The organism is Streptomyces sp. NH27 (assembly GCF_056859195.1).
Genome location: NZ_JACEGK010000026.1, coordinates 1 through 26,954, shown reverse-complemented (window position 1 = coordinate 26,954; position 26,954 = coordinate 1). Strand labels below are relative to the sequence as shown.

The 26,954-nt window shown below is 71.4% G+C and carries 23 protein-coding genes and 2 pseudogenes; 19 read left to right on the top strand and 6 right to left on the bottom strand.

Annotation, left to right across the window (positions count from 1 at the left end):
• Positions 1-207 precede the first annotated feature (207 nt).
• From AC13HU_RS04385 to AC13HU_RS04375, 3 genes are all read left to right on the top strand, one after another.
• Complete coding sequence (locus AC13HU_RS04385) at positions 208-1,218, top strand: alpha/beta fold hydrolase (RefSeq protein WP_483040381.1); 1,011 nt, start codon at positions 208-210, stop codon at positions 1,216-1,218.
• A 438-nt stretch (positions 1,219-1,656) separates the two neighbouring features.
• The gene (locus AC13HU_RS04380; protein WP_483040380.1) at positions 1,657-2,184 is read left to right on the top strand and encodes a hypothetical protein; all 528 of its coding nucleotides are present in this window, start codon (positions 1,657-1,659) and stop codon (positions 2,182-2,184) included.
• A gap of 186 nt (positions 2,185-2,370) precedes the next feature.
• Positions 2,371-2,643 carry a WXG100 family type VII secretion target gene (locus tag AC13HU_RS04375; protein ID WP_483040379.1) on the top strand — a complete coding sequence of 91 codons (273 nt, stop codon included), beginning with the start codon at positions 2,371-2,373 and terminating at the stop codon, positions 2,641-2,643.
• Between the two features lie 301 nt (positions 2,644-2,944).
• On the opposite strand, the gene AC13HU_RS04370 is transcribed toward AC13HU_RS04375, so the two are convergent.
• Positions 2,945-7,486 (bottom strand): FtsK/SpoIIIE domain-containing protein, encoded by a 4,542-nt coding sequence (locus AC13HU_RS04370; RefSeq protein ID WP_483040378.1) that lies wholly within the window; start codon positions 7,484-7,486, stop codon positions 2,945-2,947.
• 352 nt (positions 7,487-7,838) lie between these two features.
• Between AC13HU_RS04370 and AC13HU_RS04365 the strand changes: the two genes are divergently transcribed.
• Both AC13HU_RS04365 and AC13HU_RS04360 read left to right on the top strand, forming a co-directional pair.
• Positions 7,839-8,261, top strand: a complete 423-nt coding sequence (locus tag AC13HU_RS04365; protein ID WP_483040377.1) for a hypothetical protein — start codon at positions 7,839-7,841, stop codon at positions 8,259-8,261.
• Between the two features lie 338 nt (positions 8,262-8,599).
• Positions 8,600-9,916: a hypothetical protein gene (locus AC13HU_RS04360; protein ID WP_483040376.1), complete on the top strand. Its 1,317-nt coding sequence runs from the start codon at positions 8,600-8,602 to the stop codon at positions 9,914-9,916.
• 65 nt (positions 9,917-9,981) lie between these two features.
• On the opposite strand, the gene AC13HU_RS04355 is transcribed toward AC13HU_RS04360, so the two are convergent.
• A complete protein-coding gene (locus AC13HU_RS04355) occupies positions 9,982-10,653 on the bottom strand; it encodes a hypothetical protein (protein WP_483040375.1) in 672 nt (223 codons plus the stop codon).
• Between the two features lie 225 nt (positions 10,654-10,878).
• Here AC13HU_RS04355 and AC13HU_RS04350 point away from each other — a divergent pair, with 225 nt between their 5' ends.
• The 11 genes from AC13HU_RS04350 (at position 10,879) to AC13HU_RS04300 (ending at position 21,422) form a co-directional block, all read left to right on the top strand.
• Complete coding sequence (locus AC13HU_RS04350) at positions 10,879-11,196, top strand: hypothetical protein (RefSeq protein ID WP_483040374.1); 318 nt, start codon at positions 10,879-10,881, stop codon at positions 11,194-11,196.
• A 449-nt stretch (positions 11,197-11,645) separates the two neighbouring features.
• The gene (locus AC13HU_RS04345; RefSeq protein ID WP_483040373.1) at positions 11,646-12,317 is read left to right on the top strand and encodes a hypothetical protein; all 672 of its coding nucleotides are present in this window, start codon (positions 11,646-11,648) and stop codon (positions 12,315-12,317) included.
• Between the two features lie 27 nt (positions 12,318-12,344).
• Positions 12,345-13,145, top strand: coding sequence for a hypothetical protein (locus AC13HU_RS04340; protein ID WP_483040372.1), 801 nt, complete (start codon positions 12,345-12,347; stop codon positions 13,143-13,145).
• On the top strand, positions 13,142-14,452 hold the full coding sequence (locus AC13HU_RS04335) for a TadA family conjugal transfer-associated ATPase (protein WP_483040371.1): 1,311 nt from the start codon (positions 13,142-13,144) through the stop codon (positions 14,450-14,452). The genes AC13HU_RS04340 and AC13HU_RS04335 overlap by 4 nt, the downstream gene beginning before the upstream one ends.
• On the top strand, positions 14,452-15,525 hold the full coding sequence (locus tag AC13HU_RS04330) for a type II secretion system F family protein (protein WP_483040370.1): 1,074 nt from the start codon (positions 14,452-14,454) through the stop codon (positions 15,523-15,525). The genes AC13HU_RS04335 and AC13HU_RS04330 overlap by 1 nt, the downstream gene beginning before the upstream one ends.
• Positions 15,522-16,439 carry a type II secretion system F family protein gene (locus AC13HU_RS04325; protein WP_483040369.1) on the top strand — a complete coding sequence of 306 codons (918 nt, stop codon included), beginning with the start codon at positions 15,522-15,524 and terminating at the stop codon, positions 16,437-16,439. The genes AC13HU_RS04330 and AC13HU_RS04325 overlap by 4 nt, the downstream gene beginning before the upstream one ends.
• A gap of 49 nt (positions 16,440-16,488) precedes the next feature.
• On the top strand, positions 16,489-16,764 hold the full coding sequence (locus AC13HU_RS04320; RefSeq protein WP_483040368.1) for a hypothetical protein: 276 nt from the start codon (positions 16,489-16,491) through the stop codon (positions 16,762-16,764).
• Between the two features lie 24 nt (positions 16,765-16,788).
• Complete coding sequence (locus AC13HU_RS04315) at positions 16,789-17,316, top strand: TadE/TadG family type IV pilus assembly protein (RefSeq protein ID WP_483040367.1); 528 nt, start codon at positions 16,789-16,791, stop codon at positions 17,314-17,316.
• 5 nt (positions 17,317-17,321) lie between these two features.
• Positions 17,322-17,837 (top strand): TadE/TadG family type IV pilus assembly protein, encoded by a 516-nt coding sequence (locus AC13HU_RS04310; protein WP_483040366.1) that lies wholly within the window; start codon positions 17,322-17,324, stop codon positions 17,835-17,837.
• Complete coding sequence (locus tag AC13HU_RS04305) at positions 17,834-18,430, top strand: TadE/TadG family type IV pilus assembly protein (RefSeq protein WP_483040365.1); 597 nt, start codon at positions 17,834-17,836, stop codon at positions 18,428-18,430. Before AC13HU_RS04310 ends, AC13HU_RS04305 begins: the two co-directional genes overlap by 4 nt.
• Before the next feature lie 73 nt (positions 18,431-18,503).
• Positions 18,504-21,422: an AfsR/SARP family transcriptional regulator gene (locus tag AC13HU_RS04300; protein ID WP_483040364.1), complete on the top strand. Its 2,919-nt coding sequence runs from the start codon at positions 18,504-18,506 to the stop codon at positions 21,420-21,422.
• 39 nt (positions 21,423-21,461) lie between these two features.
• On the opposite strand, the gene AC13HU_RS04295 is transcribed toward AC13HU_RS04300, so the two are convergent.
• The 3 genes and pseudogenes from AC13HU_RS04295 to AC13HU_RS04285 form a co-directional block, all read right to left on the bottom strand.
• Positions 21,462-23,135, bottom strand: coding sequence for a transporter (locus tag AC13HU_RS04295; RefSeq protein WP_483040363.1), 1,674 nt, complete (start codon positions 23,133-23,135; stop codon positions 21,462-21,464).
• On the bottom strand, positions 23,132-24,007 hold the full coding sequence (locus AC13HU_RS04290; RefSeq protein WP_483040362.1) for an ABC transporter ATP-binding protein: 876 nt from the start codon (positions 24,005-24,007) through the stop codon (positions 23,132-23,134). The genes AC13HU_RS04295 and AC13HU_RS04290 overlap by 4 nt, the downstream gene beginning before the upstream one ends.
• 371 nt (positions 24,008-24,378) lie before the next feature.
• Positions 24,379-24,666, bottom strand: a pseudogene (locus AC13HU_RS04285) (bifunctional DNA primase/polymerase); the annotation flags it as partial.
• On the opposite strand from AC13HU_RS04285, the gene AC13HU_RS04280 reads away from it, so the two are divergent.
• Positions 24,608-24,736: a hypothetical protein gene (locus AC13HU_RS04280; RefSeq protein WP_483040361.1), complete on the top strand. Its 129-nt coding sequence runs from the start codon at positions 24,608-24,610 to the stop codon at positions 24,734-24,736. The pseudogene AC13HU_RS04285 and the gene AC13HU_RS04280 sit on opposite strands and share 59 nt — an antisense overlap.
• Here AC13HU_RS04280 and AC13HU_RS04275 read toward each other — a convergent pair.
• Complete coding sequence (locus AC13HU_RS04275) at positions 24,733-24,885, bottom strand: hypothetical protein (RefSeq protein ID WP_483040360.1); 153 nt, start codon at positions 24,883-24,885, stop codon at positions 24,733-24,735. The two genes, AC13HU_RS04280 and AC13HU_RS04275, sit on opposite strands and share 4 nt — an antisense overlap.
• Positions 24,886-25,135: 250 nt before the next feature.
• On the opposite strand from AC13HU_RS04275, the gene AC13HU_RS04270 reads away from it, so the two are divergent.
• Both AC13HU_RS04270 and AC13HU_RS04265 read left to right on the top strand, forming a co-directional pair.
• Complete coding sequence (locus AC13HU_RS04270) at positions 25,136-26,515, top strand: NsdA family TPR-like regulatory protein (protein WP_483040359.1); 1,380 nt, start codon at positions 25,136-25,138, stop codon at positions 26,513-26,515.
• 242 nt (positions 26,516-26,757) lie between these two features.
• Positions 26,758-26,954, top strand: a pseudogene (locus tag AC13HU_RS04265) (hypothetical protein); the annotation flags it as partial.

Below are 26,954 nucleotides of genomic sequence, written 5' to 3'. Positions count from 1 at the left end.
GTCCTCCCCTCGGCCCACGCGGCCAATCCCTGAGCGCTGTCACTCGAACGAGCGGTCTTGGGCTCGCCAGCCCCATGTTCGAATAGAAGTTCGATAGCGTTGTGGGTGCAGGGATCAGCGCGGCGCGCGGAAGAAGCGCGACCGAGCCGCCGGCGGGCGTCCACCTCCACCCGCCGGTGTCCGACGAGGAGCGGAAGGGGGTGCGGGATGGTCACACGGCATGACGTCACGGGAGCGGGCGGCCTGCGGCTCGCGGCGTGGGAGTACGGCGCGCCGGCCGCGGCCGGGCCTGGCACACCTGCGAATACGGGCATGGCTGCTGGTGCCCGCGCTGGAGCCGGCGCGGGCAGGGCCGAGCAGGCCGACGCGCGCGCCGCGACCGGTGTGGCCCTGGCCGCCGGTCGCCCGGCACCGGGCGGGTCCGCGGAACCCCGCTCCGGAATGCTCCTGCTGCACGGCCTGCTCGGCCGGGCCTCGCACTGGGCAGCCACCGCCCGGCGGCTTGCCCCGCGCTATCGCGTGCTCGCCCTCGACCAGCGCGGCCACGGCCACAGCGGCAAGCCCGACGGCCCTTACACCCCCGAGGCGTACGTGCGGGACGCCATCGCCGCCATCGAGCAACTCGGCCTCGGCCCGGTCACCCTCGTCGGCCACTCCACGGGCGCGCTGACCGCCTGGCAGTGCGCGGCGCGGCGGCCCGACCTCGTGGCGGCCGTCGGCATCTGCGACATGCGCGCCTCGGCCCTGGGGGAGACAGGCCAGCGGGAGTGGGCGGACTGGCTGGCGTCCTGGCCGCTGCCCTTCGCCACGCTCGGCGACGTACGCCAGTGGTTCGGGGCCGACGACCCGTGGGCCGATCCCCCCGACCCGGTCCGCGGCGACTTCTTCGCCGAGGTGATGAGCGAACGGGAGGACGGCTGGCGCCCGATGTACGAGCCCGCGCATCTGCTCGGCTCCCGCGACCCCTGGATACGTGACGCCCACTGGGACGAGTTGGCCCGGGTCCGCTGTCCGGCGCTTGTCGTCCGCGGGCCGGCCGGCGAGTTGGGCCGTGCCGAGGCGCAGGAGATGGTTCGCGTCCTGCCGCGCGGGCGCTACGCCGAGATCGCAGACGCCGGTCATCTGGTTCCGTGGGACCAACCCGACGCCTGGGTCGAGACGTTGGAGCGCTTCGTCGAGGAGGCCCTCGGCGAGCGGGCGGCCGAGGGCTCGGCGTGATCCACGGCTGTCGGTGCCTGCCTGGTCGGCGGTGCCTGCCCGGCCGGCGCGCCCGCCTGCCCGGCTGACGGCGACGCGCGCGGACGGGACGGGCCCGGCGGGTACCGCTGGGAACGGACGCCGACGCCGTAATCGTCCGTACGCCATCGGCCCGTAGCCGTGATGCGGGCGTGCTGCGGGCGTGGGCGGTTGTGGTGCCTGTGTGTGGCGGGTGTGGAGCCGTGGGTGCCTGCTGGGGAGAGCCGCGGGCGGTACGGGGGTTCGGACTGCGCGTAGTCGTTCGGCTGCTGGTAGCTTGCGTGTCCGCTGGGTTCCACATCGCGACATGGGGGAGTGCGGATGCGCTGTCGGAGTCGTTTGAGTCGTCGAAGTCGAAGTCGAAGTCGAAGTCGCCGGGACGGTCAGGGCCGGCCGGACGCCGTGGGCCCGCGCGGCCGTGTGACCGCGGCCGGGTACGCGGGCACGGCGACCGCCGCCGCGGTGGTCGCTGCCGCACTGGTGCTAACCGGGTGCAGTAGCGGCGGCGGTGGCGGCGACGCCAAGAAGGAGCCGAGCGCGAGTGCGACGGTCACTCTGCCGCCGGCCCCGTCCGTCTCCGCCGCCAGCACGGGCACCGGCACGCCGAGCGCGACCGGTTCGGCGACCGACAGCGCGGACGGCGGCGACACCGGTGGTGCCTCCACGGACTCCACACAGAGCGTCGAGGGCGTCTGGCTCGCCACCGTCGACGGGGTGAAGGTCCAACTCGTGCTCGGCAAGGGGAAGGCCGCCTTGACCAGCGACCATCTGTGCGGCGGCAGTTACACCGAGCGGGACGGCGTCCGCCTGACGATGACTTGCATGGACGGCGACAAGGAGCGTACGTCCGGGCACGGCGTGATGGCCGTCGACGGCAAGACGCTCACCGTGCAGTGGACCGATGGACCCACTGACACCTTCACCCGAACTGGCTTGCCCAGTAGCTGAATCACGGGGGCGCACGGGGGTGGGCGGGCTGCGTCCCATGCGTGACGTTGTCGTGGCGATGTCCAAGTTCGGCAACAAATCCTGGGGCGCCAGGGACAACGGCTGCATTCGCGGCCTTCGTTTGCTAGCGTCCCGTATGGCGGATGCAGTGTCCGCCACGTTTCCTACTAACGGGGAGGGACGCACATGGCGGGTATTCAGGGCGCCGATATCGCCCAGTTGAACGCTCTGGCCGGGAAGTTCGGCACCGAGGCCGGTAACCTCGCGACGCTGATCGGCCACCTTCACACGGCGACCGGCAGCAGCACGGACTACTGGAAGGGCCCGCGTGCGGACAAGTTCCGCAGCGAGTGGGAGCAGCTCAAGCCGACCTTCGAGAAGTTCGTGGCGACGCTGCACGAGGCTCAGAACTCGGCGAAGAACAACGCGACCGCCGTCCACAACGCCACCAGCATCTAGGTAATCGTCACGGTCCAGACATCGTGCGGTACCGCAAGGGCCGGGCCCGGAGCATCGCTCCGATCGCCCGGCCCTTCCGCATGCGCGGATTGGGCGGCCTCGAAGCGAAAGCGGGGCCGCGCCCTGAACGGCCCGGCCCCGCAATCCAGTTGTGCGCGAGTCGGCTGCACGCAGTCCGCTTCTGGCACTGACTCCGCTTGCATCGAATCCGCTTGCACTGACCTCGTTTGCACCGAATCCGTTTGCGTCGAATCCGGTTGAGCGAACTCCCGTGACACGGCGGCCGGTTACGGCGCCCTGACTACACCGGCTCCGCCGCCTGGACCTGCATCACCGTGCCACCACGGATCAGCAGGCCGCGGCCGAGCGGGCCGCCGCCGACGTCTCGCGGTAGACGGACGTTGAACAGGTCGCCCTCCGACCCGCCCTGCGGCGACAGGAGCAGACCGTTACGCGACTTCCGCGCCTCCACCACGAAGCCGCGGTACTGCGAGCCCATAGAGTCGGCCGATCCGGCCGCGATCAGCCCGTGGTCGCCGTCCATACCGCTCTTGACGACCTCCTCCAGCGCCGTCTCCAGCGTGGTTTCGTAGAGGAGTTCGCTGTCGTCCACGAGTACCACGTACGTCTCCCCGTCCGCCTTGCCGGTCAGCTCCGACAGATCCTCCGCGCTCGCGTCGGTGCCCACCAGCAGGCCCAGCACACCGGGCTGGTCGGCCAACTCGCGCAGCGGGGAACGGCGCGGCGTGACCAGCACCACCGGCGTACCCCTGGCGAGCAGCGACCGCGCCGCCGTGACCAGCGCGGTCGAGCGGCCCGACTTCGGCGGCCCGGCTATCACGAACCCGGGCCCGGCGTCCTGGAGATCGATCCCGACCGGCGTCAACTCGTCGCCGCCCACGCCCATCAGTGCCCACAGCGGTGACGGCGGCGTGAAGTCCGGGTCGAGCGCCATCGCGTCGGTCAACGTGACCCGCGGCGGCAGCGCATCCACCCGCATCGGACGTTGCGGCTTGGGCAGCCGCCCGACCCGTCCGATCTGCTCGGTGGCCCGCCGCCCGATCTGCTGCAGCACCGCCACCTGCGCCTGGCCGGCCGGGTCCGCGGCCAGCAGCGCCACCTGGTTCTCCTGGACGCCGTCGTCGGTGGGGCGCAGCGCCCGCCCGGACGGCATGTTCTTCGGCACCTCGCGCGGGGCGAGGCCGCCGTTGACGTAGTCGTTCGGGTCGGCCATCCGCAGGATCAGCTTGTCCGCGAAGACCGAGGAGATCGCCCCGATGAAGCCGGAGCGGTCCGACGTCATGACGACCTTCAACCCGGCCGAACTGCCCTCCCGGAACAGCCGCATGGCCCCCTCGATCAACTTGCCGTAGTTGTACGTCTCGAAGGTCGAGGTGTAGTTCTCCCAGTTGTCGAGCAGCAGTACCATCCAGGGCAGCCGCTCCTCCGGGGTGGCCGCCATCGCCCGCTGCTCGGCGGCACTGGACGCGCCCTTGACGGCGAGGAGTTGCTGCCGCCGCGACACCTCGTTCGACAGCCGGTCCAGCAGCCGTGACAGCCGCTCCGGCTGGTCGCGGGTGACGACGGCGCCGCAGTGCGGCAGCGTCACCAGCGGCAGCAGCGCGTTGGCGCCGCAGTCGATGGCGTAGACGTGCACGTCGTTGGGCGCGGTGTCGCGGGCGAGCGAGCCGGCGATCGTACGCAGCGCGGTGGAACGGCCCGAGCGTGGGCCGCCCGCGATCAGGACGTGCTCGCCGTGCACCAGGTCGACCGAGAGCCGGGCACGGGCCTGTTGCGCGGGCAGGTCGGTGAGGCCGTAGGCGATGGGCGATACGTCGCCGGTCGCGACCGCGGTGCCCGCCGCGGGCAACTCCTCGGCGACGATGTGCTCGGGCAGCGGGTCCAGCCACGGCTTGCGCGGCGCAGGGAAGTTGAGCAGGTCGGAGGCTGCCCTGATCGCGTCCACCAGCACCGCGAGGTCGGTGACCATGGTGCCGTCGTCCGCGTCGCCCTGCGCGCCGCGCGGTATCGGGCGGCCCAGCGACTGCCAACCCAGCGGTACCACCTCGGCCTTGGTGCGATCCTGGCCGACCGCCGGGCGGCGGCCACCGATGCGCGCGGACTGCACGCCGACCAGCGACTGGGCGCCGGAGCGGACATAGGCCCGGCCGGGCGTGGACTTGGCGATCGCCCCGGAGTCGGGTGCGTCGATGACGTCCCGGGACTCGTCGGCATCGGTGACGCGCAGCGCGATCCGCAGGTTGGTGTTGGCACGGATGTCGGCGCTGACCACACCGGCGGGCCGCTGCGTCGCGAGCACCAGGTGTACGCCCAGCGAACGGCCACGGCGGGCGATGTCGACCAGACCGGCTATGAAGTCCGGCAGTTCGGCCACCAGTGAGGCGAACTCGTCGATGATCAGGACGAGTCGGGGCATCGGCTCCAACTCCGGCCGCAGCCGCCGCGCGTCGTTGTAGTCCTCGATGTCCTTGGTACCGGCGTTGAACAGGATCGTCTCGCGGTGGTGCAACTCCGCGGCGAGCGAGGCCAGTGCCCGCTCAGTCAGGTGCGCGTCGAGGTCGCTGACCATGCCGACGGTGTGCGGCAGCCGCGCGCAGTCCTGGAAGGCGCTGCCGCCCTTGTAGTCGATGAGGACGAAGTTGAGCGCGTCGGGACGGTTGGCCACCGCGAGCGAGGCGATGATGGTCTGGAGCAGCTCGGACTTGCCCGCGCCGGTGGTGCCGGCGACCAGTGCGTGCGGGCCGTCCTTGCGGATGTCCAGCACGAAGGTGCCGTCCGCGCCGACACCGATCGGCGCCGCGGTGCTCGAACCGCCGCGCTGCCAGATCCCGGCGACCTGCTCGCCCACCGGGTCGGGCATGCCCAGCAGATCCAGCAGCCGTGCGGACGTCGGCAGCGCGCTGTCCGCGTCGTCGCGGCTGACGTCGCGGACCGGCGCCATCGAGCGGGCCACCAACTCACACCAGTCGGGGCCGACTTGGTCGGCGAGCACCTCGCCGAGCCGTTCGAGTCCCGCACCGCGCAGGTGCAGCCGGCTGGCCGCGTGCGGGGACCAGCACAGCGCGAGCCGCACCTCCTCGGGCAGCAGCCGCTCGTCCTCGTCGACGCACAGCGCGAACATCCCGAACTGCGGCCCCTCCTGGAGGAGTTGCGGCAGACCGGGCATCCGGCGCAGCAGCCGTGCACCGTCCAGCACCACCAGGACGTACGGGTCGGGCCGCAGCCGGCCGCCCTGGTTGGCGGCGGAGTCCGCCTTGCGCCGGGCCAGCTCCTGGAGGAGCTCGTTGATCCGGCGGCCGGCCGCCTCCTGGTCGGTACCGATCAACGAGACGCAGTCCTGGCCCTGTTGGGGTGCCAGATGCGGCAGCCAGTGCGCCCAGCCCCATGACTGCTCGGCGTCATGGGCGGAGGACAGCACCACGATCGACAGGTCGCGCGGGCTGTGCAGCACCGCGGCCTGCGACACCAGCCAGCGGGTGGTGGCCAGCGCCCGGGCCCGTGCGCCCGCGACGCCGATCACGCCGATCTCCGGGAACGGCAGCGGCAGCGGCACGTCGTGCACCAGCGGGGGTTCCAACGGCGGCGCGCCTTCGGGAATACGGCCCTTGGGCTGCAGCTCGATGTCCGCGGGCATGTCCGAGACGCCGATCCGCAGCCGCATCGCGTCGGGGTCGGTGAGCCGCCGCTCCCACAGCCGGCGGCGCGGGCCGGTCGCGAAGAGCAGAATCTCGGCGGCGTCGGGGTAGTTGGCCCGCCGCTCCCGCTGGTCGAAGACCCGGGCGGCCTCCAGGTCCTCTTCGTACTCGGCCATCGCGGTCTTGTAACTCTTCGCGGCGTCCTGGTTCTTGCGCTTGCCCGCGCGGTTGTCGCTGACCCACTGGCCGACCATCATCACCGGGCTCATCACGCAGAACAGCAGCATGTAGACCTGGTGGACCATGAAATACATCATCACGCCGAAGATCAGCGGCACGATCAGGGCGAGTGCCTGGAACCGGGCGCGGTCGCCCTTCTCGCCCTTCTGCGGGACGTACAGCCGGGGCCGCGGCGGCAGCGCGGACAGCCGGGGCGGCCGGTTGTAGGCGAGGCCGCCCTCGCCCATCGGGGACAGGTGGGCGTCCGGCACGCTCGGCTCGTCCAGCACGAGCACCGAGTCGCCCGCCTTCACCTGCGCGCGCAGCGGCCACGGCCGCTCCGACTCCACCGGTTCGTTCTCCAGCGTCAGGCCGGAACCCGGCGCGCCGATCAGCGTCACCTTGCCGTCCATGGCCACCGAGACCCGCGCGGCGGTCGGCGCCATCGCCGGGTCCTGCACGGTGACGGTGCAGCCCACCGCCGAGCCGAGGGTCGCGGTGCCGACGCCGAGCCGGGCCACCCGGCCGGCGCCCGGCCCCGCGCACACCCGCAGTTCATAGCGCCCGGACGGCTCTCCGGTGCGCATGAACGGCCCGATCGAGTCGTCGACGGTGACCCGCATGCCGTCGCGCAGCACCGTCGATGCCTGCGCCTGCGGGTCACAGGGCACGCCGTCGGCCCATAACACCGGTGCGAAGTCGACCTGTTGGGTGGCCCACGACCTCGATTCGCCGGGCCGGCTGCTCACTTGCCCGCCCAATTGCCCGCTCGGCTGACCGCCGCCCTGCTGCTGTCCGGGGAACTGTACGACCACGCCCCCGCCTTGCCCGGCCGACTCCTGCGCCACCGCGCCGACCGCCCGCCCCAGCGCCAGCGCCACGTCGCCGGCGCTCGCGGAGTCATCGGCCGTCACCAGCAAGTCCTGCGCGTCGACGCCCTGCTGTACGACCGTCACGGTCACGCGCATGGCTGTGTCCCTCCCCGTGGGCCCGTATCGGGCCCCGCATCCACTGTGCCTGTATCCATTAACCATCCCAGCGTTCCCACGAGGCTATAGGCCCGCGGAAACCCCGGGTAAGTCCCATCGCGGCTCCGCCGGGGCCGATGTCGCCGCCGTTCGCTGCCGGCGTTTGCTGCCGCCGTTCGTCGCCGCCGTTCGGCCGCCGGAAGCGCCGACGAAGGCGGAACCGTTTCTGCCGGCTATGCGATCCTCGTCTGTAACACGGGCTGGCCAGGCTCACCTTGTTGCGGGGAATGCGATGTCCTCGCGATGCGGAAGCTCGGCAGAAGGCACAAGCGGACAACGGGAGGAGAAGCGGATGGGTGAGTTTTCCGGGATAGATCCGGACGGACTGCAGAAGATGACGAGTTCGTTCAAGGGCGACAAGGACCATCTGCGGTCCACCGCGACGTCGTACAAGTACGAGTTCGAAGCGAAGCGGCTGGACACCTCCTCGCTATCGCAACTGACTGGTATATGCGGCTGGTTGGACGACCAGATGTCGATGCTCACCCGCCGCTACCACCTGGCGATCGCGGCCCAGAAGCCGTATCCGGGGCACAAGGGCATGGTCACGATCGACGACAGCATGGTGAGCACGACCGCCCAGTCGAAGAAAGAGGGCAAGGCTCTCGCGGACAAGTACAAGGACGCGATCAAGAACGGCGACGACCCGTCCGAGAACCTCTTCGCCGACCTGAGCGCCCACTCGGACGAACCGGACTATCTCAAGTCCTTCTAGGGCGAGTTGGGTCCGCAGAACCTGATGGTTCTGACCAACGACATGGCCGACGACAACACGTTTAGCCGGTACGGGGACCACCCGGATCAGGCCAAGCACGACCGCGACGTCATCGCCAAGACCTTCGGCACCTACACCAAGGTCGCCTTCGAGGGTCAGAGTGCCCGGCAAGCAGGCGAGTCGGGACAAGTGGTTCGACAAGTTCAAGGACCCCCGAGGGTGTCTTCCGCGCCGACTGGCTCACCGGGCTGCTGCCGGTCGGCTCGCAGGACAAGGACTACCTGGTCGCACTGGGCAACCGCGTCTTCGACAAGAACAGTTCGAACGGCAGCGAGTTCATGAACAGCTCGGGCATGGAGAAGGGCGTCTTCGGCGACGACCACTACACCCAGCTCGTCAACGCGATCGGCAAGAACCCCGAGGCGTCGGGTGAGTGGATGGACCACAACTACGACAAGCTGCAGAAGCTCATCTACCCGCTCGGCTCGTGGAAGCTCGACCAGCCGCCCGCCCGGGCGCACGCGTTCGCGGACATGATGTCGGCCGGCACGATCGACCTGAAGGCGACCAACCGGCCGCTCGCCGAGAAGCTCACCGCCCGCATCATGATGGACAACTACCGTCCTCAGAATGGTGATTCGAGCAAGATCCATCCTTACGACCCGAACGATGTCTACTACGGCGATCTGATCACGCAGAACTGGAGCGACATGGTCTACGGGATCACGTCGCCGACCAACAACACGCTGTGGGGCGCCAACGCCACGGCGGGCGGCTTCACCGAGAAGATGTCGCAGTGGGACCAGAAGGCGTTCCTGGCCGGTCAGGACCCGAATCGCCCCGGTCTGGAGGTGGGCGCGCCGCTGTGGCAGGCGCTGCTCAACGAGTCGACGCGGAACCCGACCGTCGCCGGCCAGGAGAGTGCGCTCTTCGACTCCTTCCGGACCCAGATCACCAACGAGGTCGGCAGCGCCAAGAAGGACACCGACGAGCACGAACAGGACTACCGCGCCATGCAGCGCGGAATGATGATGAAGGCGTACAGCACTGCCTTCGAGTACGCCAAGGGTTCGATCGAGACGGATGCCGACGACTGGGCGAATGGTGTCAACAGAGCCCGAACCTCGATGATCAAGGATGCGGCCAAGATGGCACAAGGAGTCGCCACCGGTGGTGCTTCCGCCATCCTCGACCTTGGAACGGAGAAGGCGACCGAGCTGGGAGGAACCCCGACAGACCTGCTCACCGACTACATCGCCAGCAAGGTGTCGGTGTCCCCGGAGGACGCACCTGGCCTCGCCGCCAAGTACAAGCAGATCAACGACGCCGAGCTCGACCTCACTTGGCAGCACGAGTACCAGAGCGAGGCCAACTCGCAGCTCACCGGTGGTGGCTTCTCGCCCGATGTGACCGCGTCGGTCACGATCCACCCCCGGAACGGTGTGCCGAAGACGTACACCGGCAATCCCAAGGACTACATCAAGGTGCCGGCCGACAACTTCATCACGTCCGACGGCACGGTCATGGACATCGACAAGATGACCCCCCGCCAGCGCTCCGCGTACAGCAATTGGCTCATAGACCCCGCGATCGTCAATCATGTGGACTCGCGAGGCTTCACCCAAGGGGTGCAGCTCCAGCACCTGGCGGAGTGAAGAGGGCCGCTCCGGGGCGGCTTCCTGGTGGAAGACCGGGCAGCCGCCGACGGGTCTGGATCGGGTTAGTTGCTCTGGGTCTTGGGCTCGATCTTCAAGGCGTCGAGGAAGGCGCGCAGTACGCCGGCGGCATTGTGGTCCACGAGCGTTTGGTGGTTGACCGAGGGCGAGAGCGTGACCGTGGCGGCCTTGCTCTGCCAGGCGCACGTCGTGATGGTGTGGCCGGCTCCCGAGGCGTCGGCGCACTGGATCTTCCCACCCTGCTTGCCGGCCGGGTAGCTCGTGATCTCCTCCTTCCCGTCGGTCCCCAGGAGTTCAGAGGTCATCGAGGCCGAACCAGGTCCGAAGTCGGTCTGGTCGCTCTTGTAGTCCGGTGGGTCGAGTGACACGTCGATCAGTGCGGCCCGGCCGCCCGGGGCCAGATAGGTGAGGTCGACATCGCCTTTGGTGATGTCGGTGTTGACGCTCGTGAGCCCCGTCCACTCCGTGGCCCCGTTCTTCGTCTCCGTGTACGCGCCGAACGCCTTCGGGATCACCGCGGTGTGCTTGGTCGGCTTGGAGTCACCGCTGTTGGCGGCAACGGCCCACCAGCTGATGCCGCCCGCGACCACGATCAGCGCGCCCGCGAGGGCGAAGAGCTTCCGGCGGCGCTTGGCGCGGTCGCGGTCGCCCGGGTCGGGTACGGAGATCGGGGTGAGCGCGATGGCGTTGTCGTTGTCAGCGGCGTTGTTCGTCACGTGGTCCTCGTCCTCCTGCGGGGGCTAGGGCCTGGCGTGTGTGTATCTGGGCAGCGTCAGGCTCTGCCGGATACCATAGAGGCCGGTGCGTTGCGAGCGCCCCGGGCCCAACAGGCGGAAAGCGGGGGCCGGGACGTCGGTCCGGATCTTTCCGTGGCCGCCGATGTGGCGCGCGACCGCGGATATTCTCGCTTTGATCGTGTTCGACTACGGGGGGACAACTCGATGGGTGACAGCAGCAACGCACCACAGGCAACGGTGTCGAATCCGGCGATCGAGGATCTGAACGACCTTAAGCGCAGACTGATGCAGGATCTCGGTACGCTCAAGGAGCCGTTGAAGACGACCTGTTCCGACATGGGAGGTGGCAAGGTGTGGGTCGGCAAGACGGCTGATGCCTGGGCCGCAGACGTGAAGGGCCGGCACGGCACGATCCAGACGCTGCTCGGCAAACTCGTACCGGTGATCGACGCGGAGATCAGCAAGCTTCCGGAGAAGGTCACCCCGGGCCAGGCCAAGATGTACCACCAGCCGATGCTGTGAATCAGCCGATGCAGTGAACCGGACGGCGTCGCGAGGGCGCAGGCCCGTAGCTCCTCGCAAACTCCGTACCGGCCGATGTGTGGGCGCGGTGGCCCCGTATCCCGGGCAATTGCCGCAGGTGCGGTAGTTCATGGTGGGATCGGGGTAGTTGACCGGGGACGAGCTTGGCTCGTTTCGTTCTGTTGCATTGCTGTGTGCGGGTTGTCACCGGCCACGCCTTGAGGGCGTTTGTTTGGCGCTGATAGCGTGCTGTGACTTGACATCGGCCTGTGGGGTCGTCGCCGGACGGGAGAGCGACGGACTTGCCGCACGGGGCCGAAAAAGCTGATGCGATGCGCCGGCTCGGGGGCAGTGAAGTGAAGACCAGGGAACGTTTCGCCGCGGGCGGCGGCAGTGGCCGTCAGTCCGTTCCCGCACCGAATCTGAACGGACCTGCCGGCGGTAGCCGGTTGCCGGTCGCGCCGCGTGAACGCAAGCCCGCGCTGGCCGCGTTGGCCGTCCTGCTGATCCTGGTGGGCGCGCTCGGCGCCACCGTGATGGTGCTGCGCGCGGGCAACAAGGTGTCCGTCGTGGAGATCACGGCCAACATCGCGGTCGGCGACAAGATCCCGACCACCGCCATGAGCGAGGTGATGGTCGCCGACGGCACCGATGTCCACTACATCCGCTGGAGCCAGCGCGAGGACCTGGCCACCCGCTGGCGCGCGGCGACCAACCTGACCAGCGGATCGGTCCTGGTCAACTCGATGATCACCGAGAAGTCCAACGTGCTCGCGCCCGGCAAGACCCTGGTGGGTCTGTCGCTGAAGGAGGGCCAGTACCCCAACGGCCTGAGCAACGGCCTCACCGTGGCGGCATACCTGGTCGGCGACGATGCCAAGTCCTCCGGCAACTCGGGTGGTTCGACCGGCGGCTCCAGCGGCTCCGGTGGTACCGGCGGCGGTAGCACCCCGATCAGCGACAACCTGATCATCAAGAACATCGACAGCAGCGACGACAGCGGCTTCGGCAACGGCTCCGAGACCATCACGGTCATCGCGGACGCCACCGACGCCGGCCCGCTGGCAATCGCTTCCGCGGCGGGAAACGTCTCCCTCGTGCTCGTCCCCAGCAAGCACTGATCGCGCGGCGCGGACGAGGCAGACGAGATGGCACTGATCGCAATCGCAGCGGACAAGGGTTCCCCGGGCGTCACCACGACCGCGGTGGCGCTCGCCGCCGTATGGCCGCGCCGTGTCCTGCTGGCCGAGGCCGACCCGGCCGGTGGTGACCTCGTCTACCGTTCGACGGGCGCGCACGGCGGGGTGCTCAACCCCAACTCCGGCCTGCTGTCGCTGGCTGCGACCGCTCGACATGGTCTGGCCGCGGAGCAGTTGTGGGACCACGCCCAGCCGCTGGTCGGTGGACTTGACGTGCTGGTGGGCCTTGCTGCGCCCGAACAGGCCACCGGGCTGTCCGGGTTGTGGCCGATGCTGGGCCAGGCGTTCGCCACGCTCGCCGAGTCGCCGAACGGCGCCGCCGACGTGATCGCCGACTGCGGCCGGCTCGGCCCGGACTCGCCGAGCCTCGAACTGCTGCCGCACGCCGCCCTGGTGCTGCTGGTCGCGCGGGCCGCGCCCGAGAGCCTGGCCCGGGTCAGGGACCGGGCCGGCGCGCTGTCCGCGAAGCTGCACGGCTCGCAGCGCGGTGCCGCCGCGCTCGGCTACCCGCCGATCGGCGTGCTGCTCATCGCCGACACCGGGGAGAGTGCCCGACTCGCCACCCAGGTCAACGAGATGCTGGTCGCCTCGCAGATCTCCGCCCGGGTGGTCGGCACCCTTGCCCACGACCCGGCCGGCGCCGAGATGCTCAGCGGCCGGCGCCGCGGCCGCCTGGACAAGTCGCTGCTGATCCGCTCGGCCCGCCAGGTCACCGCCGACGTACCGCAGCGGTACGGGGTCCTGCGATGAGCGAGGTGGATCACTCGCTCGTCAAACGCTTCCGGCAGGAGGCGGGCGACCGTATCGCCGAGCAGCGGCGGCTGGACCAGATCGCGGCCCGCACCGCGATGTCACCCGAGGACGAACGGCACTTCGCCCGCGCGATCATCGCCCAGATACTCGAGGACCACGCGCGCGCCGAGATCGCCGTCGGCCGCACCCCGCCGGACGCCCACGGCGAGGAGGCGTACGCCGCCGCGGTGCACGCCGCGCTCTTCGGCGTCGGCCGGCTCCAACCGCTGCTGGACGACCCCGAGGTCGAGAACATCGACATCAACGGCTGCGACCAGGTCTTCGTCGGCTACTCCGACGGCCGTGAACTGCCGGCCGAACCGGTCGCCGAGACCGACGAGGAACTGATCGAGCTGATCCAGGTGCTCGGCGCCTACTCCGGTCTGTCCTCGCGCCCGTTCGACACCGCCAACCCGCAACTCGACCTGCGGCTGCCCGACGGCTCCCGGCTCTCGGCCGTCATGGACGTCACCCGCCGCCCCGCGCTGTCCATCCGGCGGGCCCGCCTGGGCAAGGTCTTCCTCGCCGACCTGGTCGGCAACAACACGGTCACCCCCGAGGTCGGTTCGTTCCTCGCCTCGGCGGTGCTCGCCCGCAAGAACCTGATGATCGCCGGGGCCACCAACGCCGGGAAGACCACGCTGCTGCGCGCCATGGCCAACGTGATCCCGGCCCACGAACGCCTCATCACCGTCGAACGCGCCCTGGAACTCGGCCTCGACCAGTTCCCCGAACTCCACCCCAACGTCGTGGCGTTCGAGGAGCGGCTGCCCAACTCCGAGGGCCTGGGCGCCATTTCCATGGCGGAACTGGTCCGCCGCTCGCTGCGTATGAACCCCTCCCGGGTGATCGTCGGCGAGGTGCTCGGCGACGAGATCGTCACCATGCTCAACGCCATGTCGCAGGGCAACGACGGCTCGCTGTCGACGATCCACGCCAACGGTTCCGCCGAGGTCTTCAACCGCATCTCCACCTACGCGCTCCAGGCGCAGGAGCGGCTGCCGGTGGAGGCGTCGCAGATGCTGGTGGCCGGCGCCATCGACTTCGTGGTCTTCATCCAGCGCCGCAACGACTTCCAGCGCGGCGGCACCCTGCGCCGCGTCGTCACCTCCATCCGCGAGGTGAACGGTGTGGACGGCCGCGTCCTTTCCAGCGAGATCTTCGCCGAGCACCCGGACGCCGCCGTGGCCCTGCCGCACGCGCCCATCTCCTGCCTCGACGAACTGCTCGCCAACGGCTACCAGCCCACGGGGGTGTGGCGGTAATGTCCGGCTTCTTCTCGATCACCGCGTTCTACGGCCTGCTTGCCGGGGCGGTGGGCGGCGGCGGCATCGCGCTGTTCGTCGTCGCGATGCGTGGCTGGGCACCCAAGCCGGTGGCCGCCGGGCAGTCCGGCGCCGAACGCGCCTCAGAGATCGGGCGGTTCCTCACCCAGCGCGGCTCGATCGCCATCGTGGTCGGCCTGGTGGTGCTCGCCCTGACCCGCTGGCTGGTGCTCGGCGCGGCCACCGCACTGCTCGTCTTCGCCTGGGACCGGCTGTTCGGCGGCGCCTCCGAGGAACGCGCCGCGATGAAGCGGGTGGAGGCGCTGGCCGGCTGGACCGAGTCGCTGCGCGACACCATCGCCGGCGCCGTCGGCCTGGAGCAGGCCATACCGGCCTCCGCCCGGGCCGCCGCGCCCGCGCTGCGGGTCCATCTCGACTCCCTCGTCGACCGGTTGCGGGCCCGCTGGCCGCTGCCCGACGCGCTCCAGATGCTCGCCGACGAGATCAACGACGCCTCGGCCGACATCATCATCGCCGCCCTCATCCTCAACGCCCGGCTGCGCGGCCCCGGTCTGCGGGACGTGCTCGGCGCACTGGCCAAGTCCGCCCGCGAGGAAGTGGACATGCGCCAGCGCGTGATGGCGCAGCGGGCCAGCACCCGGCGCAGCGTGCAGATCGTGGTCGTGGTCTCCGTGGTGTTCGTGCTGGGTCTGGCCATCTTCAACCGCGGCTTCGTCGAGCCGTACGGCACCGCGATCGGTCAACTGGTGCTCGCCATCGTGTGCCTGCTGTTCGCGGCCGGCTTCTGGTGGCTGCGCAAGCTGTCGAAGATCGAGACGCCGGACCGCTTCCTCGTGCACGGACCCGAACGCACCGCCCAACAGCCGCCCATGGTCGGACAGTTCCCGGCAGGAGGCCAACAAGGAGCCGGCGGCCAGCAGGCAGTCGCCGGGCAGCAGGGCGGCCCGTACGGTGGTGCACCTCAACAGGCGCCCGGAGCGGCACAGGCCGTTCCGGGCCACGGAGCGCAGGGCCGTCCGGCCGTGCCGGGACAGGGGGCCGGCAACCGATGAACACCATCGTCTTCGCATGCCTGGTCGGCGCCGTCTTCGGCCTGGGCGTCTTCGCACTGATCCGGGCGCTGACGCCGAGCCGGCGCAGTGCGGTGTCCACCATCGCGCAGATCGACGCGCTGCGCGCCACCGGCGCCACCACCACCGCCGCCTCCACCACCGCCACCGAAGCCGAGGGCTGGCGCGCCCAACTCGGCCGGCGGGTCGCCGCCTTCTACCTCCAGCAGGGCTGGGAGCTGCGCTCGCTGCGTGCCGATCTCGCGGTGCTCGACCGCAGTTGGGAGGCGTTCCTCGCCACCAAGACGGTGCTGGCCGCGGCCGGCGTGGTCTTCGGCCCGGCGCTCTTCGCGGTGGGCGCGGAGATCGGCATCGGCATCAGCCCGATCATCCCGGTGTGGCTGGCGCTGCTCTTCGCCGCGGTGTTCTTCCTGCTGCCCGACGTCGAGGTGCGGCGGGACGCCGCGACCAAGCGCAAGGACCTGCGACGGGTGATCGGCGCCTACCTCGACCTGGTCTCCATGAACCTGGCCGGTGGCCGCGGTCTGCCCGAGGCGCTGATGGCGGCCGCGGAGATCAGCGACGGCTGGGCGCTGATGCGTATCCGCAACTGCCTTGCCGACGCGCGGATCACCGGCACCAGCCAGTGGGTCGCGCTCGGCCGGCTCGGCGACGAGCTCGGCATCGAGGAGTTGCAGGACCTCGGCGTCACCCTCGCGCTGGTCGCGGACGACGGCGCGAAGATCCGCGAGTCGCTGGCCTCGCGCGCCGAGACGATGCGCCATCGGGAACTGTCCGAGATCGAGGGCCAGGCCGGCGAGCAGTCCCAGTCCATGCTGGTCGCGCAGATGCTGCTCGCGGCCGGCTTCCTGGTCTTCCTGATCTACCCCGCAGCGATGCGGGTCTTCCAGGTCTGAGGACCATCGTGCAGCCCGAACGACGACCGTCCACCGAGAGGACCGAGCCATGAACCGCATGGACCGTATGGACCGTATGGACCGACTGGCCGCCCACGATCCGGCGTTGAACTTCGTCTACGTCTACCTGTTGGGGCGGATCGACCGTGTCCGCAAGGACGAGGACATGTCCCGCGGCGCATCCGCCGTCGAGTGGGTGGTGATCTCCGCCATCGTGGTCGCCATCGTCGCCGCGGTCGGCGTCATCATCAAGAAGGCGCTGAACGACAAGGCGAACGACGTGAAGAACTGCATCGGCAGCACGAACGGCGACAAGAGCTGCTGACCGGTCTGTCGGGGGAGAACAGCCATGGGACGGACGACCCGTACTCTGCGCCGCGCCGTACGCCGCAGGCTTGACGCGGCACACGGCGACAGCGGCGTGGGCAGCCGCGCGGCCGTGGCGCCGGGACGTGCTTCGGCGCGCCGCCCCGGCGGCGACCGCGGCATGACCGCGATCGAGTTCGTCTTCCTCACCCCGGTGCTGTTCTTCATGATCTTCGCGACCGTGCAGTTCTGGATGTACTACTTCGCCGACCACGTCGCGCAGGCGGCCGCGCGGGCCGGCGCCCGCAAGGCGAGGGACGAGGCGTCGACCGGCCAGGACTGGTCCGGGGACGCGAGCCGGACCGCGAGCGACTACATCAGGCAACTCGGGCCCCAACTGCTGATCGACCCGCGCGTGGCCCCGAGCCGGGACCCGCACGACGCCGACACCGTCCGCGTCCAGGTGACGGCGAAGGTGCCCACGGTCTTCCCGCTGGCGGGCTTCTCCTTCAGGGTGAACGAGACGTCGTCGGGTCCGGTCGAGCGGTTCGTGCCGGACAACGGGGGATGAGGGAAATGGAGTTCGCGCTCAGAGCGCGCGCGACAGCCGTACGCGGCGTACGCGCGACGGCCGACCGGTGCCGTACGGCGTGCCGGGGCAGGGACCGTACGGCGTGGCTGCCGGGCCCGGCCGGCGGCGACCGGGGGCTGTCCACCATCGAGGTGGTCATCCTCGCCCCGGTGATCATCATGTTCGTGCTGTTGCTGGTCGCGTTCGGCCAACTCGTCGACGGCCGGGGCGCGGTGGACGGCGCGGCCCGCGACGCCGCACGGGCCGGCTCGATCGAGCACAGCCGCTCGGAGGCGATCCAGCGGGCGGTCAAGGCGGCGCACGACGACCTGGCGGGCACCTGCACCGAGCCGGCGACGGTCACCCCGGTCGGCGACACCAGCTTCCGGCCCGACACCCTCTTCACGATCGAAGTCACGTGCGAGGTACGCGGGTTGAGCTTCCTCGGACTGCCCATCACCAAGACCGTGACCTCCACGTCGGCCTCGCCGCTCGACCCGTTCCGCAGGTCGGCGACATGAGGGCGGCGACGGAGGCGATGACGCCGATAGTATCGACGGCACCGATCACGGCGGCGGAAGCGGCCGAGGACGCGGCGACGACCTCGGAGCGGACCGTACCGGCCGGCCGTGCCGCTCCTGCCGGCGGCACCCTCACGGCCCGGCTGCGCGCCCTGCGCGGCGACGACCGCGGCTCCGGCGCCGCCGCCGTGGTGATCTTCGCGCTGGTGTTCATGGCGCTCGCCGCCTTCGTGGTGGACGGCGGGCTGTCCATCGCCAAGCGCGAGCGCGCCGCGGACATCGCCGAGCAGGCCGCACGGTATGCCGCTCAGGACATCGACGTGGCGGCGCTGCGCGGCGCCCAGAGCGGCGCCCAGCCGGTGATCGACTACCAGCAGTGCACCGCCCGGGTGCAGCAGTTCGCCCGCGACGTCAACCTGCCGGCCAGCGACTGGCGCCGTGCCGGCTGCCCGACCCCGCCGACCGGACCCGGCCGGGTCGAGGTGGTGGTGTACGTGACCTACAAACCGATCCTCAGCGGGTTCTTCTACAAGAGTTCGATCACCGTCGAGGGCAAGGCCGACGCCGTGTCGATCACCGGACCCGGCAACTGACTCCAGCGCACGAACCGTACGACAAGGACCCGTACGACAAGGCCCCGTACCACCGAAGGCAGAGGAAGCAGCCATGGCACGCACGACCGCCACGGGACGTAGCCGCCCGCAGCAGGGCGGGGGAGCGGCCGGACCGCCGCGCAGGCAACGTACGTTCGGCGACATCGTGCGGGCGTTCGGGGCGTTCCTGGCGCTCGCGGTGCTGGTGGTGGCGGTGCCGGCCGCGCTGCTGCTGTACATCGGGTCGCCGTTCCCGCACCACTTCAACTCCGACGTGCTCCAGCAGCCGATCACCTCGGAGACCTTCGTCAACACGCTGGCAGTGCTGGTGTGGGTGGCATGGGCGCAGTTCACCGCCTGCGTGCTGGTGGAGGCGAAGGCCGCGGTGTCCGGGGTCGGCATGCCGACCCGGGTGCCGGGCAGTGGCCCGAGCCAGTTGCTGGCACGGCAGTTGATCGCGGCGCTGCTGCTGGTCGGCGTGAGCACCGCGGGCCTGGTGCCCGGCCTCGCCCAACTCGGCCAGCAGCACTCGATGGAGAGCCAGGCCCGTCCCGGCGTGGCCGCGACCGCCCAGGCCACTCCCGGCCGGCAGACGGCGCCGCACCAGACCGCCGTACAGCATCAGACGGGGCCGAGCGCGTCCACCGCGCAGGGCGGCGGCAAGTCCACCCGGCAGGCGACGAAGTTCTACCGGATCAACCCGCCCGAGGGCCGGCACCACGACTCGCTGTGGGAGATAGCGCAGCGCCACCTCGGCGACGGCCGCCGCTACAAGGAGATCTACCAGCTCAACAAGGACCGCGTGCAGCCCGACGGTTCGCGGCTGTCGCAGGCCAGTCTGATCCGGCCCGGCTGGGTGCTGGAGATGCCCGCCGACGCGCACGGCGGCGACCTCGTCGAGATGCCGGTCGCGGCCCCGCACACCGCGCCCGACATCCTGCACTACGCCCAGCACGGCGGCGCCAAGGACACCACGGCCGAGGGCGCGCACGCCGCGCACCGGACCCCGGCCGGGGAGCAGGGCGGTTCGGGCGGCTCGGGCGGCGGTTCGGGCGGCGGGGCGCACGAGAGCGTCGCGGGCGGCGCGAGCGAGGTGGTCACCGGCCTGTCCGCGTCGCACGGCTTCGACCTGTCCGACGCGCTGATCGGCGCGCCGCTGCTGGCCGCGGGCCTGCTCGCCGCGCTGGGCCGGCGCCGCCGTACCGCGCTGTGGCAGTCGCTGACCGCGGGCGCGCTGCGCAGCCCGCGCACCCCGACCGGCGCGGAGGCCGACGTCGCCGACGCGTTGCGGATCGGCGCCGACCAGGAGGCGGTCAACTTCCTGGACCGGGGGCTGCGTTCGCTGTCCGCCCGGCTCGACGCGGACGGCCGCAAGCTGCCCGTGGTGTACGCCGCCTGGCTGACCGAGGACGCCCTGCACCTGCAACTGGCCTGGCCGGACGGTCAGCCGCCGGCGCCCTGGCAGACCGGGCAGGACGAGACGTACTGGCAGTTGGAGCGGGCCCGGTTGGTCGAGGACATCGACACCTCGGCCGCGGCTCCGTACCCGGGCCTGGCGGTGCTGGGCACCCTGGACAGCGCGCGGCTGCTGCTCAACCTGGAAGCGGTGCCCGGGATCGTGTCGCTCAGCGGCGCCAAGGCCGACCGCGAGGCCGTACTCGCCTCGGTCGCGGCCGAGTTGGCGACCAACGGATGGTCGGACCGGATGACGGTCACCCTGGTCGGCTTCGCGCAGGACCTGACCTCGCTGGCGCCGGCGCGGGTGCGGCACATCGGCACGGTCGCCGAGGCCGTGGAGATCATGGCAGCGGAGACCGTGCAGCGTTCGGGCGCGTTGCGCACGGCGGGCCAGGACAGCGTGCTCACCGGTCGCACCGGCCGCGCCCAGCACACCCAGTGGGCGCCGCACCTGGTGCTGCTGGCCGCGGAACCCTCCGACGAGCAGGCCCAACGTCTGGCGGAACTCGCCGCCGACGCGGGACGGTTGGGCATCGGCTACCTGATCGGCGCCGGCCGCAACGATCTGCCCGGCGCCGCATGGGAGTTGGAGATCACCCCGGCGGGACGGCTGCTCGCGCCGCTGCTCGGCCTGGACATGAAGGCCCAACTCCTGCCCAAGGCACAGTACGAGTCGGTGCTGCGGCTGTTCGCCGAGGCGGGTGGCGACGACCCGGGCCCGGACGCGCCGCCGTTCCTGGTCGACCTCAGCGACCAGGGTCGCCCCGGGGTGTACGCGCGGCTGCTCGGCCCGTTCGAGGTGGTCGGTATCGACGCGCCCGACCGGGAGCGCAGCGGCCTGCTGCACGAGGGGCTGGCGCTGCTGCTGCTGCACCGCGAGGGTGTGCATCCGCGGGTGCTGGCATCCGCGCTGTGGCCGCGCGGGGTCACCGAGGACGTACGGGACGCGCTCATCGGCCGGCTGCGGGAATGGTTGGGCACCGACCCGGACGGTGGGGAGCGCCTCACCCTCGACGGCACCGGGCGGATCGTGCTCGGCACCTCGGTCGTGTCGGACTGGGACGTCCTCCAGACGCTCCACCACGAGGCCACCGAGGGGCGGGCCGCCGGTGACCCGGCGGCCCGGCGCCGGCTGCTCACCGACGCCCTCTCGCTCGCCCGCGGCCGGCTCTTCGAGGACCGGGCGCCGGGCCGCTACGGCTGGCTCGGCCACGAGATCGTCGACGCCCAGCACCCCGTGCTGGTCGCGGAGATCGCGCTCGCGCTCGCTTCGCTGCACCTCGACGCGAACAAGCCGAAGGCGGCCGTCGCGGCGATCGAGACCGGCATGGCGATCTCGCCCGACGACGAGAACCTCTGGCTGGCCTACCTGCGCGCCGCCAACGCCACGGGCGATCCCGGCCGGCTCGAAGCGGCCGCCTCGGCGCTCTTCGCCCGGGCCGCCGGCAACGGCCCGTCCCGGGGCCTGCCGCCACGGGTCGAAGCCCTCCTGGACGAGCTGCTGCCCGCCTGGCGCGGCAGCATCGCCAACTGAGACCGGGGTGCCCCTGCGCGCAGGGGCACCCCGGGCGGTTCAGGGCCGGGCGACGGCGGTGAGGATCTCCGGCAGCCGGTCCAGCAGCCGGGGCGCGGTGAACCGCAGGCTCGCCACCGACAGCGCGGCGGCGTACACCGCGCCGACCGGCAACACCGTCCACAGCAGGGCGTGATGGTCTGTCAGGTGCAGCGCGAGGTCCAGGCCCAGCACCGGCAGGCAGAAGGCGGAGGCGACCACGGTCCCGCCCAGCGCGTTGAACGCCACCATCGAGCCGTTGCCGGGCGCGGCGTTCCCGAACGCGTTGTCCTGCGTGACCGCGTACGGGAAGCGGACGCTGGCGTAGCTGCCCGTGGAGATCAGGGCGCCGAGGAACGCGAAGGCCATCCCGAGCACTTCGGGCAGCGCGCCGGTCCTGCCCAGCAGCAGGGCGGTCGCGCACGTCACCACGGTGACGTAGGGGAGGGCGACCACGGCGAGCATCAGGGCCCGGCCGCGCAGCTCGGACTCCGCGTCCTTGCGGGTGGTGATGGTCGCGACGATGGTCCAGAACGCGGAGTTGTCCATGCCGAACTGGTTGTACATCTGCATGCCGAGCATGCCCGCGGTCCACAGGCACTGGTAGACCGAGCCGTGCTGGACGACCGCGACCAGCGGCAGCAGGAGGCCCACCGCGAGGCCGGTCGCCCAGGACGCGCGCAGCTTGGGGTCGCGCCCGGCGTAGCGGAACTGGCGTTCCATCACGGTCGCGGTCCGGCCGGCCAGGGTCCGTTCGGGGAGCAGCCGCGCGAACAGCGACGGGCGGCTGCCGCCCTTGCGCTCGGTGCGGTCCGGGGCCGGCTGGAGGGTGGAGGAGTCCGGCGACATCATCAGCCGGTACAGAGTGCGATACCACCAGCGCAGCACCACGGCCAGCAGTGCGACGGCGAGGGCGAGTTGGGCCGCCGCCTGCCCGTACGCGCCGTCGGAGACCGACCGCACCGCATCGACCGCGGAGGCCGGCGGGACCCAGCGCAGCACCGAGGTGACCGAAGCGACCCGGTGCAGGCCGTGGTTGGAGGACAGGGAGCTGAGCCCGAGGTTGACCAGCTGCGCGCCGACGGCCACGATCAGCCCGCTCAGCAGCGCGAGGTCACGGCCCTTACGGCTGGTCAGCAGCCGGGTGTTGGCCGCGGCGACGCCCCGGGAGACGGCCGCGCAGATCGCCAGCAACAGGACCACCGCCGGCACCGCGACGACCGCGGCCGCCGCGCCGTGCGCGACGGCCACCACCGAGCCGGTGCCCACCAGCAGCGTGAACAGCGGGCCCGCGCCGATCAGCGACGACGTCAGCAGAGCGGTGATCAGCGGGCGGGGGCGCAGCGGGAGCATCGCCAGCCGGGTCGGGTCCAGGGTGTCGTCGCCGCCGAAGAAGAACAGCGGCATCACCGCCCAGCCGATGGCCAGCACCGCCGCCATGGTGACGGCGGCGGCCGGTGCGTACTCGTTTCCGCGCAGGGCGATCATCCCGGCGCCGTTGCCCAACGCGTAGAGCATCGCGAGGCCGACGCCGAGGCACCAGCTCACGGTGCGGCCGCGGGACCGCCGGACTCCGTTGCGCAGCACGGCCAGCTTGAGACGGACGAAGGTCGCGGTCACCGGGGCGGCCCGGTCCGTGGCGACGGGGGCGGGCGGCAGCGGCGACTCGGCGGTGAGCGGGCCCGCGCTGGTCACTTCGGGCCCCTGCCCAGCCAGTCCAGGTCCCCGCCGGACCGCCGGTCGGCGCCCACCAGGGACAGGAAGGCGTCCTGGAGGGTCTCCGCCTCGCCGCGCACCTCGGCGAGCGGGCCGCGCGCCACGATCCGGCCGGCCGCCATCACCGCGACCCAGTCGCACAGGCTCTCCACCAGTTCCATCACGTGGGAGGAGAACACCACGGTGCCGCCGGTGGCCGTGTACCGCTCCAGCACACCGCGGATGACCTGCGCGGACACCGGATCGACACCCTCGAACGGCTCGTCCAGGAAGAGGACTTCGGGGTTGTGCAACAGGGCCGCGGCGAGGCCGATCTTCTTGCGCATGCCCGTCGAGTAGTCGACGACGAGTTTGTGCTGCGCGCCCGACAGGTCCAGCACGTCCAGCAGTTGGGCGGCGCGCAGGTCCACGTCCCCGACCGGCAGGCCGCGCAGCCGGCCGGTGAAGGTGAGCAACTCGCGGCCCGACAGCCGCTCGAACAGCCGCAGCCCCTCCGGCAGGACGCCGATCCGGGACTTCACGTCGACCGGGTCGCTCCACACGTCGCGGCCGACGATCTGCACCAGGCCCTCATCGGGGCGCAGCAGGCCGGTCACCATCGACAAGGTCGTGGTCTTCCCCGCCCCGTTGGGCCCCACGAGCCCGGCGAAGCGGCCGGCCGGCAGCTCCAGATCGATGCCCGCGACGGCCTCCTGCTCGCCGAACCGCTTGCGCAGGCCGCGCACCCGCAGCGCCGGCGGCGGCCCCGACGGCCGCCCCGGACCGGACCCGGCCGGACCTGCCCGATCCCCGTAGTACGACGGGAGCGGCCCGCTGCCCGCTTCCCGCTCCGTACCGCGCGCCTCACCCATCGCACCGCACCTCTCCCAGATCCCCGTCCACGGTCACCGCACGCTTTCCCGGCCGTGTCCATCTCGCGTACCGCCACCCTATGCGCGACCACTGACAGTGACCGAAGTCCGTTCGGCTTCCGGGGAGTACGGGGAAAACTGCTCGTGCGGGCGGTGCAGGGTTTGACGGCCGGCGCGTGGGGTAACGCAGAGTTATCGGCCTGGTGTCGGGTCCGGCTCGGCGTACGGCGCGGGCCTCCGCCGCCTCGCGCCCGCACGCGTCCGCCAGTGGGCTCAGCACCTCGCCGACGTCCGGCAGCCACCGGTTCGCCTCGGTCGGCCGGCGGGCCCACTGCGCGCGCCCTCCCGTTCCCATCCGGGTCGGCGGTGCGGCCATCCAGTCGCCTTCGCCGCGGACGGTGCGGTCCAGCGCGTCCGGCGGCCGGCCGAGGGCGCCCAGCAGTCGGGGCACCTTCGCGCACGCGCCGGGCAGCACGAAGGACGCCATCCGGCGGGTGGGCGTGGATCACCGGGCCGACCTGCACCTCCATCCGCTCGGTCCTGGCAAGCGTGAGGAAGCCCGCGCTCTCCGGCACCTCCAGCACCTCGAAGGTGCGCCCCGTGGGCAGCAGCACCGACGAACGCGGCTGCCGGGTCCACATCCGCCGTACCTCCGAGCCGTTGCCGCTCGTCCGGGTCGCCCAGTCCGCCCTGGTCGGATGCGCGCCGGGGGCGGGGCACGCCGCCTAGGCGCACGAACAGCGCGGTGCGCCCCCCGCGCCCAGTTCCAGCCACGTGCCGGGCAGTACCTCCCAGTGCCGCTCCTGTGCGTACGAGACCGCCGTGTCGAGCAGTTGCGTGCTGCTGAGCTGGCGCGGAACCGCGAGGGTGTCTTCCACGGGGTGCGCAACTGTCGTCGTCGGCCCGGGTCACAGGCAGCCGGCGCGGCTCAACGCCGGGCGCACGGAAGCATCTCCGGGGGCGCGTACGACCATCTCGGCCGGATTCGGGTAAGTACCGGAGGAGCGCCCGCCGGCCCGGCCGGCCCGGCGCCACAAGCCGCCTGGTACGGGTGAATTGCCGTCAATACGAGGTTCATCCGCCGGGGTCGGGGAAGAAGAATTCACGAAGGACGACAAGGGGGGATCGATGGCCGCACGACCACTCGTGGCGCGGCAGCCGAACGAGAGGCTCCAGGCACTGATCCAGGAGGCCGGCTGCTCCAACGCCGGCCTCGCCCGCAGGGTGAACATGTGCGGGACCGAACACGGTCTCGACCTGCGGTACGACAAGACATCCGTGGCCCGCTGGCTGCGCGGGCAGCAGCCGCGCGGGCGCGCCCCGGGCATCGTCGCCGAGGCACTGGGCCGCAAGCTCGGCCGCGCCGTGTCCATCGACGAGATCGGCATGGCCAACGGGCGGAATCTCGCCACCGGCATCGGCCTGCACTTCGCGCCCACCGTGCTCGGCGCGATCGAGCAGGTCTGCGAGTTGTGGCGCAGCGATGTCGGCCGGCGCGACTTCCTCACCGGCTCCACCGTCGCCGCCTCCGCGCTCGTCGAGCCCAGCAGGGACTGGCTGATCACCCGTCCCGACCAGGGCGTGGCGCGCAACGGCGGGGCCCGCGTGGGCATGTCCGACGTCGAGGCGGTGAAGGCCACCACCCAGGCGCTCACCGACCTCGACCACCGCTTCGGCAGCGGCCATGTCCGCCCGGTCGTCGTGCACTACCTCAACAGCGTGGTCTCCGGGCTGCTGGCCGGCAGCTACCGCGAGTCGGTCGGACGCGAACTCTTCTCCGCCGTCGCCCGGTTGACCGAGCTGGCCGGGTACATGGCGGTCGACACCGGCCAACCCGGCCTCGCCCAGCGGTATTACATCCAGGCGCTGCGGCTGGCCCAGGCGGCCGGCGACCGCGCCTACGGCGGATACATCCTGGCCGCCAGCATGAGCCATCTCGCCGCCTCGCTCGGCAACCCCCGCGAGATCGCCCAACTCGCCCGCGCCGCCCAGGAAGGCGCCCGCGGCCAGGTCACCGCGACCGTCGAGGCGATGTTCCACGCCGCCGAGGCGCGCGGTCACGCCCTGCTCGGCGACGCCCGCACCTTCGCCACCGTCGCCGGGCTCGCGCTCGACGCCATGGACCGGTCGGAGCCGGACCAGGACCCGCCCTGGATCGCCCACTTCGACCACGCCTACCTGGCCGACGAGTTGGCGCACTGCCACCGCGACCTCGGCCAGGCCGAGCCCGCCGCCCGTCGCGCCGAGGAGGCGCTGGCCGCCCACCCGGTCACCCGCGCCCGCCGCCGCGCGATCGACATGCTGCTGCTCGCCGACACCCAGGTGCAGCAGCGCGAACTGGACGCGGCCTGCCACACCGGCGCGGAGGCGGTCACCCTGCTGTCGGGGCTGCGCTCCAACCGCGGCGCCGAGTATCTGGACGACTTCCGCCGCCGCCTGGAACCCTTCGCCGCCGAGCCGGTGGTGCGCGCCTTCCACGCCCGGCTGGACGAACGGGAGGCGGCTTGAGAGTGAAGTAGGGGTGCCGCCGGCCCCCGTGCGCCGAATCGTTACCGGACCGACACTCCAGGCCCGCGCGGCGGCCAAAGCGCTGCGCAGACCGGCCGAGCCCAGCGCCCGCGCCGGTGGCCGCTCCGTCGCCCAAGTGTGAGGTGACGCTCACCTGTTCGTCTGCGCGGGCGGCACTCGGCGGGACCCGGTAGCGTTGGCCGACGGTTTGCACGGTAGGCCAGAGTCAGGAGTGGGCGGCGATGCACAGCAGCGGACGCGGCGAGGATTCGCCCGAAGCGTACCGGGGCGTCGTACTCCCCTCGGGCCAGCAGCAGCCGCCGCTGCAGTACGGCGAGCACGTGCAGCCCGCCGGCGGCACCCCCTGGGGTTCGCCCGACGGCCCGCCCGCCGGCGAGCCGGCCGACGCCACGCAGATGCTGCCGCCCTACCCCGGCGG

Coding starts and splice junctions, on each gene's coding strand:
- AC13HU_RS04385 (WP_483040381.1), top strand. CDS start 208: ATGGTCACACGGCATGACGTCACGGGAGCGGGCGGCCTGCGGCTCGCG.
- AC13HU_RS04375 (WP_483040379.1), top strand. CDS start 2,371: ATGGCGGGTATTCAGGGCGCCGATATCGCCCAGTTGAACGCTCTGGCC.
- AC13HU_RS04370 (WP_483040378.1), bottom strand. CDS start 7,486: ATGCGCGTGACCGTGACGGTCGTACAGCAGGGCGTCGACGCGCAGGAC.
- AC13HU_RS04365 (WP_483040377.1), top strand. CDS start 7,839: ATGGGTGAGTTTTCCGGGATAGATCCGGACGGACTGCAGAAGATGACG.
- AC13HU_RS04360 (WP_483040376.1), top strand. CDS start 8,600: ATGAACAGCTCGGGCATGGAGAAGGGCGTCTTCGGCGACGACCACTAC.
- AC13HU_RS04350 (WP_483040374.1), top strand. CDS start 10,879: ATGGGTGACAGCAGCAACGCACCACAGGCAACGGTGTCGAATCCGGCG.
- AC13HU_RS04340 (WP_483040372.1), top strand. CDS start 12,345: ATGGCACTGATCGCAATCGCAGCGGACAAGGGTTCCCCGGGCGTCACC.
- AC13HU_RS04335 (WP_483040371.1), top strand. CDS start 13,142: ATGAGCGAGGTGGATCACTCGCTCGTCAAACGCTTCCGGCAGGAGGCG.
- AC13HU_RS04330 (WP_483040370.1), top strand. CDS start 14,452: ATGTCCGGCTTCTTCTCGATCACCGCGTTCTACGGCCTGCTTGCCGGG.
- AC13HU_RS04325 (WP_483040369.1), top strand. CDS start 15,522: ATGAACACCATCGTCTTCGCATGCCTGGTCGGCGCCGTCTTCGGCCTG.
- AC13HU_RS04320 (WP_483040368.1), top strand. CDS start 16,489: ATGAACCGCATGGACCGTATGGACCGTATGGACCGACTGGCCGCCCAC.
- AC13HU_RS04315 (WP_483040367.1), top strand. CDS start 16,789: ATGGGACGGACGACCCGTACTCTGCGCCGCGCCGTACGCCGCAGGCTT.
- AC13HU_RS04310 (WP_483040366.1), top strand. CDS start 17,322: ATGGAGTTCGCGCTCAGAGCGCGCGCGACAGCCGTACGCGGCGTACGC.
- AC13HU_RS04305 (WP_483040365.1), top strand. CDS start 17,834: ATGAGGGCGGCGACGGAGGCGATGACGCCGATAGTATCGACGGCACCG.
- AC13HU_RS04300 (WP_483040364.1), top strand. CDS start 18,504: ATGGCACGCACGACCGCCACGGGACGTAGCCGCCCGCAGCAGGGCGGG.
- AC13HU_RS04290 (WP_483040362.1), bottom strand. CDS start 24,007: ATGGGTGAGGCGCGCGGTACGGAGCGGGAAGCGGGCAGCGGGCCGCTC.
- AC13HU_RS04270 (WP_483040359.1), top strand. CDS start 25,136: ATGGCCGCACGACCACTCGTGGCGCGGCAGCCGAACGAGAGGCTCCAG.